Genomic DNA, 6,730 nt, shown 5'->3' on the forward strand with positions numbered 1-6,730 from the left:
CCAGGGCAATACAAGGGAACCAACGGGCCGGGCAAGCCACGGCCCTTACCGCAGCGCAACAGGATGGTGCAGCAAAACCCCCGGCGGCGGGAACGCCGCTTCTCCAGGGCAGGCCCGGACTTGGAAACCACCTGGTGATAGGGCCAGCTGCCCAGGGTAGCCTGGTGTGGTGGCACAAACAGGGGCCACAGCAAGGGTGACGGGCCGAATTTCGTTTTGACGCAGTTCCAGCCCCGTACCCCAAGGGAGGTCCTTAGGGGGGAACGCCCTAAGCGGGTTTTGGTTTCTTTTGCCCGCTCAAAAGAAACCCCCAGCGGGAAGCGTCCCCACCAGGCTGGCAAGCCTGAACTAGGCCTTTTAGAAGAACAACCCCTAACGGCTGCCAGCTCCCCTGACTCAGGGGAGCCATTGGGCAAGACAAGGGCCTGTTGCAGCTGCAACAGGCCCTTGCAATGGGAAAAGGGGAATTACCGCTTGTTGGACTTGCGCCAGATGTGCATAGCCTCGGCAGCGGCAATCAGCTCGTCCCGGAACTGGGGAGCAGCCACGGAAATCAGGCCCTCGGCACGCTCCCAAGTGGTCTTGCCCTTGACATTGAACATGCCCTGCTCGGTGACCACATAGTGGAGGTTGCTCCGGGTGCAGGTGGCAATGGAGCCCTCAATGAGGGTGGGACGGATGCGGGACTTCACCTCGCCGGTGGCCTTATCCTTGAAGGTGGAGGAGCAGCAGATGAAGCTCTTACCGCCTTTGGAGAGGTAAGCGCCCATCACGAAGTCCTGCTGACCGCCAGCGCCGCTGATGTGGTGGATGCCGGAGGACTCAGAGGAGACCTGGCCGAAGAGGTCGATGTCCACCGCGCCGTTGATGGAGATGAAGTTGTCCAGGGTGGACATCCGGGCGATGTCGTTGGTGTAGTCCACGGGTGCGCTCATGCACTCGGGGTTGTTGTCCAGGAAGTCGTACAGCTCCTGAGTACCAGCGGCGAAGGCGTAGGTCTGGCGGCCCTGGTCGAAGTTCTTCCGGGCGCCGGTGATCTTACCGGCCTTGGTCATGGCCACAAAGGCGTCCACGTACATCTCCGTGTGCACGCCCAGGTCCTTCAGGTCGGACTGAGCAATCATCTGGCCCACAGCGCCGGGCATGGAGCCGATACCCAGCTGGAGGCAGGCTCCGTTGGGGATCTCGGCCACGATCTGACGGGCCACCGCCAGGTCGATCTCGGAGGGCTCGCTCAGGCCAGGCATGGTGCCGATGGTGCCGTTGGGGCCCTCCACAATGGCGTTGACCTGGGAGATGTGCACCCCGGTGTGGTAGCCGCCCAGGCAGCGGGGCATATTCTCGTTGACCTCCACGATGATGTGCTTGGCACGGGCACACATGTCATACAGGTGGGAGGCGTTGGGGCCGAAGTTGAAGTAGCCGTGCTGGTCCATGGGAGCCACCTGGAACATGGCCACGTCGATGGGGTCAATGCAGTCCCGGTAGTAGCCGGGCAGCTCGGAGTAGCGGATGGGGGCGTAGTAGGCCAGACCGATCTTGGCCATCTTCCGCTCGGTGCCGCCCATGTGCCAGGAGTTCCAGGTGAAGTGCTCGGCGGGATTCTCAATCTGGGCGATGGCGGGCATGTGCAGCAGAATGCCGCCCCGCACCTTCACGTCGTACAGCTCGCCCATGCGTCCGGCCAGAGCCTGGTCCAGCACCTCGGCGGTGTTGGTGCACCAGCCGTAGTCCACCCAGTCTCCGGACTTGACCACTTTCACCGCTTCTTCCGCGGTGGTGAGCTTCTGACGGTATTCTTCCTGATAGCTCATAAGATACCTCCAAAATAATGAAGAATGAAAAATGAAGAATGAAGAATTATGGTGTGCCGCTTCCAGCGGCACGGATTTGGATTTGTTGGGCGTAGGGGAGGGGCTTGCCCCTCCCGAATCCCCCAAGGCAATACCAGGGTAACCACGGGCCGGGCAAGCCACGGCCCCTACCACGGGGTACCCATCAAAGGAGATAATACTCAAACAAGGGTGTGGGGTGACCCCCCACACCCTTGTGTTGGTTCAGGTTATAAGATTAGACCTTCTCAAAAATGGTGGCAACGCCCATGCCGCCGCCGATGCACAGGGTGGCCAGGCCGCGCTTAGCCTCGTCGCGCTTGAGCATCTCGTGGAGCAGAGTGACGATGATACGAGCGCCGGAAGCGCCCACGGGATGGCCGATGGAGATGGCGCCGCCGTTGACGTTGACCTTGCTCATGTCGAAGCCCAGCTCACGGGCCACAGCGATGGACTGAGCGGCGAACGCCTCGTTGGCCTCCACCAGATCCACGTCCTCGATCTTCAGGTCGGCCTTGGCCATGGCCTGACGGGAAGCGGGCACGGGGCCCACGCCCATGATCTTGGGATCCACGCCGCCCTGGCCCCAGCTGACCAGCTTGGCCATGGGCTTCAGGCCGTACTTCTCCACAGCCTCGCCGGAGGCCAGCAGGATGGCGGCAGCGCCGTCGTTGATGCCGGAGGCGTTGGCAGCGGTCACGCGCTGCACGTGCTGCTTGGCATCGGCCTCGTGGACCTGGGTCACCTCAAAGGTGTGGACGATCTCGTCCTCCACGCCCTCGGGACCCACGGGGAAAGCGCCGCGCAGCTTGCCCACGGACTCCATGGTCACGCCAGCCTTGGGGAACTCGTCCACCTTGAACTCCACCATTTCCTTCTTCTTCTTCACCATGACGGGAACGATCTCGTCCACGAACTTGCCAGCGGCCTGAGCAGCCTCGGTCTTGTTCTGGGAGCTGACGGCGAAGGCGTCCATCTCCTCACGGGTGATGCCCCACACGTCGGCGATGTTCTCGGCAGTGGTGCCCATGTGGTAGTTGTTGTAGGCGTCCCACAGACCGTCACGGATCATGGTATCCACAACCTTCTTGTCACCCATGCGGGCGCCCCAGCGCTCGTTGGGCAGGGCGAAGGGAGCAGCGGACATGTTCTCGGTGCCGCCAGCCACGATCACGTCAGCGTCGCCAGCCAGGATGGCGCGAGCGCCCTCGATGACGGACTTCATGCCGGAGCCGCACACCATGCCCACGGTGTAAGCGGGGACGGAGTAGGGGATGCCGGCCTTCACGCTCACCTGACGGGCGGGGTTCTGGCCCTGGGCAGCAGTGAGGATGCAGCCGAACATGACCTCGTCCACCTGCTCGGGCTTCACGCCGCCACGGTTCAGAACTTCCTTGACCACGGTGGCGCCCAGGTCCACGGCGGGCACGTCCTTCAGGGAGCCGCCGAAGGAGCCGACAGCGGTGCGGCAGCAATTGACCACGTATACTTCTTTCATGATGTGTAACCTCCAGTATGATGTAAAATGATCTTCTTGGATGTCGTAGTTACCCCGATTATACCCGAAGATTGTGAAAAAATCAACAATACAATTTTGTAAAGTTCATAGAAAAAATTAGAAAAATGCTTGGTGGATTTCCACGGAAATTAGGCGAAATGAGAGGATACGTTAGACGAAGAGTGAAAAAATCTCTTTTCCACCTCTGTCACCACAACAGGAGTTATGGACAAAATCACCACGACCAGCCATTGCTGGAAGGTGAGAAAGGTGACGTGAAACACCCCCATCAAGGGGGGCAGCAGGAGGACAGCCAGCTGGAGGGCGGCGCCCACCACAAAGGCCTGGTTCATGGCGGGGTTGGTGAACACCCCCAGGGAGAGAAGGGACTGGTGCTCGCTGCGCACGTCAAAGGCGTGGAACAGCTGGCAGAAGGTGAGGGTGGCAAAGGCCATGGTGTTGGCGGTGGCGTCGGCGGTGGTGGGGTCGCCCAGCACGTACTCCCCCACAAAATAGGCCAGCAGGGTCAGCGCCCCCACCAGCGCCCCCTGCCAGAGAAGCCGGATGGTAAAGGCGGGGGTGAACAGAGGCTCGTGGGCCTTGCGGGGTGGCTTCTCCATCACGTCCGCCTCCACCGGCTCCAGGCCCAGGGCCAGGGCGGGGAGGGAGTCGGTGACCAGGTTGAGCCAGAGAAGCTGCACCGGCACCAGGGGGGCCTGGTGGAAGTGAAAGAGGGTGGCCAGAAACAGGGTCAAAATCTCCCCGATGTTGCAGGAGAGCAGGTAGTGGATGGACTTTTTGATGTTGGCGTAGATGCCCCGGCCCTGCTCCACGGCGTGGACGATGGTGGCAAAGTTGTCGTCGGTGAGAATCATGTCGGCGGCCCCTTTGGCCACGTCGGTGCCGGTGATGCCCATGGCGCAGCCGATGTCGGCGGCTTTCAGGGCGGGGGCGTCATTGACCCCGTCCCCGGTCATGGCCACCACGTACCCCTTGTTTTGCAGGGCCTGGACAATGCGCATTTTGTGTTCCGGGGACACCCGGGCGTACACGGTGAATTTGTCCGCCTCCTGCTCCAGCATCTCCTGGGGCATAAAGTCCAGGTCCGCCCCGGTGAGGGCCATGTCCCCCTCCCGAAAGATGCCCAGCTCCTTGGCGATGGCCACGGCGGTGAGTTTGTGGTCTCCGGTGATCATCACCGGGTGAATCCCCGCTTGAAAGCACTGGGCCACCGCCTGTTTGACCTCCACCCGGGGCGGGTCAATGAGGCCCATGAGCCCCACAAAGGTGAGATCGTGCTCCAAGAGGGCCTCCATGTCCCGGGGCGGCGGGATGACGTCCACATCCTTGTAGGCACAGCCCAGCACCCGCAGGGCGTTCTGGGCCATGGCGGCGTTGGCGCTCTCCACCTGCCGCAGGGTGGGCACGTCCAGGGGCACCGAGGCCCCGGCCAGGATGTGGGTACACCGGGACAGGAGCACATCCGGGGCCCCCTTCACCATCACCCGATACCGACCCCGCAGGGGGTGGACGGTGGTCATGAGTTTCCGCTGGGAATCGAAGGGAATTTCCGCCACCCGTGGCATTTCCTGTTCCAAAATCTCCTTGTCCAGCCCCTCTTCCAGGGCGGCGTCCACCAGGGCAGTCTCGGTGGGGTCCCCCAGCAGGTGGGGCACCCCGTCCGAGTCGTGGTTCAGAGTGGCGTCGTTGCACAGGGCCCCCACAATGAGGGCCTCCAGGCGGTGCTGTTCCCGGGCGGTCCAGATTTGCACCACCGTCATGCGGTTCATGGTCAACGTGCCCGTCTTGTCCGAGCAGATCACCCCGGCGCAGCCCAGGGTCTCCACCGCCGGGAGCTTTTTCACAATGGCGTGGTGGCGCACCATCCGCTGCACCCCCAGGGCCAGCACAATGGTGACAATGGCGGGCAGGCCCTCGGGGATGGCGGCCACCGCCAGAGCCACGGCGGTGAGGAACATGTCCAGCAGGGGGATGTGGTAGAGAAGGCCGATGCCGAACATCACCGCACACACCCCCAGGCAGGCAAAGGACAGGGTGGAGGAGATCTCCCCCATCTTCCGCTGGAGGGGGGTGGAGGGGTCGGACTGGTTGAGGAGCATCCCGGCGATGCGCCCCACCTGGGTGTCCATGCCGGTGGCGGTGACCACACAGGTGGCCCGGCCACTGGTGATGACGGTGGAGGAGATGACCATGTTGGACTGGTCTCCCACCTCGGTGTCCTCGGCCAGCACCGCCCCCGACTCCTTGGACACCGGCACCGACTCTCCGGTGATGGCGGACTCGTCCACCTTCAGGTTGGCACAGTGTAAAATGCGGCCATCGGCGGGCACCAGGTCCCCCGCCTCCAGCAGGATGATGTCACCAGGCACCAGCTGGCGGGTGTCCAGGCGCAGCGTCTGGCCGTCCCGCACCACCCTGGCCAGGGGGGCAGACATCTGTTCCAAGGCCTCCAGGGCCTTGTGGGCGCTGTTCTCCTGGGTGATGGAGATGACGGCATTCACCACCACAATGAGGAGGATGATCACCGCCTCAATCCAGTCCTCGCCGTGGGTGGAGATGAGGGAGAGGGCGGCGGCGAAGAGGAGCACCACAATCATGGGGTCTTTGAGCTGGAGGAGAAAGCGCAGAATGAGGGGGGTGGGTTTGGGCTTTTCCAGCTGGTTGGGGCCGTATTGCTGGAGGCGCTGGGCGGCTTGGGTGGAGGTGAGGCCCCGGCTGGAGTTGGTGTCCAGCTCCTGGAGGGCCTGGGCCGAGCTTTTGGTGTACCACTGGGTCATAACGATGCACTCCTTTGTTGTTCGGGTGCAGGGGAGGAGGGGACAAAAAAAGACCAATCCGCACGAAAATTGCGCGGATTGGTCTATATTTCTCTGTTCTCTGTGCCCGCTGCACGTCTTTTGTGGGTGCATTGTATCAGGGGCACACAGTGAGTGCAAGGGAAAAATGGCGAGGGGGGAAGGGGCAATGAATAGTGAAGAGTGAATAGTGAATAGTGAATAAGTATGGTGTGCCTGCGGCACGGATTTTATAAGGGAACACAGTCCCCGGCAGACCGCCGTAGGGGCCGGGCTTGCCCGGCCCGAAAACCCAGGGCAATGCCAGGGGAGCTGCGGGAGGGGCAAGCCCCTCCCCTACGCATAGCAAACCAAGAAATGCGGCAATGTTTTGGGCCTGCATTCTTCATTCTTCATTGAGTGCAAGGGAAAAATGGCGAGGGGGGAAGGGGCAATGAATAGTGAAGAGTGAATAGTGAAGAAGTATGGTGTGCCTGCGGCACGGATTTTATAAGGGAACACAGTCCCCGGCAGACCGCCGTAGGGGCCGGGCTTGCCCGGCCCGAAAACCCAGGGCCATGCCAGGGGAGCTGCGGGAGGGGCAA

Annotated in this window: 3 protein-coding genes; all 3 read right to left on the reverse strand. The window is 62.2% G+C overall.

All coding sequences use genetic code 11. From position 1 onward, the window contains the following. Nucleotides 1-467: 467 nt before the first annotated feature. The 3 genes from B5F22_RS11670 to B5F22_RS11680 all read right to left on the reverse strand — a co-directional run bounded on the left by B5F22_RS11670 (nucleotide 468) and on the right by B5F22_RS11680 (nucleotide 6,128). Entirely contained in the window at nucleotides 468-1,814 is a 1,347-nt protein-coding gene (locus tag B5F22_RS11670; protein WP_087392683.1) for a butyryl-CoA:acetate CoA-transferase, read from the reverse strand. A gap of 256 nt (nucleotides 1,815-2,070) precedes the next feature. Then, nucleotides 2,071-3,330 (reverse strand): acetyl-CoA C-acetyltransferase, encoded by a 1,260-nt coding sequence (locus tag B5F22_RS11675; RefSeq protein WP_087392684.1) that lies wholly within the window; start codon nucleotides 3,328-3,330, stop codon nucleotides 2,071-2,073. Nucleotides 3,331-3,479: 149 nt separating this feature from the next. Beyond that, the gene (locus B5F22_RS11680; RefSeq protein ID WP_087392685.1) at nucleotides 3,480-6,128 is read right to left on the reverse strand and encodes a calcium-translocating P-type ATPase, PMCA-type; all 2,649 of its coding nucleotides are present in this window, start codon (nucleotides 6,126-6,128) and stop codon (nucleotides 3,480-3,482) included. Between the last annotated feature and the right edge of the window lie 602 nt (nucleotides 6,129-6,730).

Source organism: Pseudoflavonifractor sp. An187 (assembly GCF_002160275.1).
Classification (GTDB): domain Bacteria; phylum Bacillota; class Clostridia; order Oscillospirales; family Oscillospiraceae; genus Enterenecus; species Enterenecus faecium.

What these genes read in the sequence shown, in the direction of transcription:
- B5F22_RS11670 (WP_087392683.1), bottom strand. Translation starts at nt 1,814, where the DNA reads ATGAGCTATCAGGAAGAATACCGTCAGAAGCTCACCACCGCGGAAGAA.
- B5F22_RS11675 (WP_087392684.1), bottom strand. Translation starts at nt 3,330, where the DNA reads ATGAAAGAAGTATACGTGGTCAATTGCTGCCGCACCGCTGTCGGCTCC.
- B5F22_RS11680 (WP_087392685.1), bottom strand. Translation starts at nt 6,128, where the DNA reads ATGACCCAGTGGTACACCAAAAGCTCGGCCCAGGCCCTCCAGGAGCTG.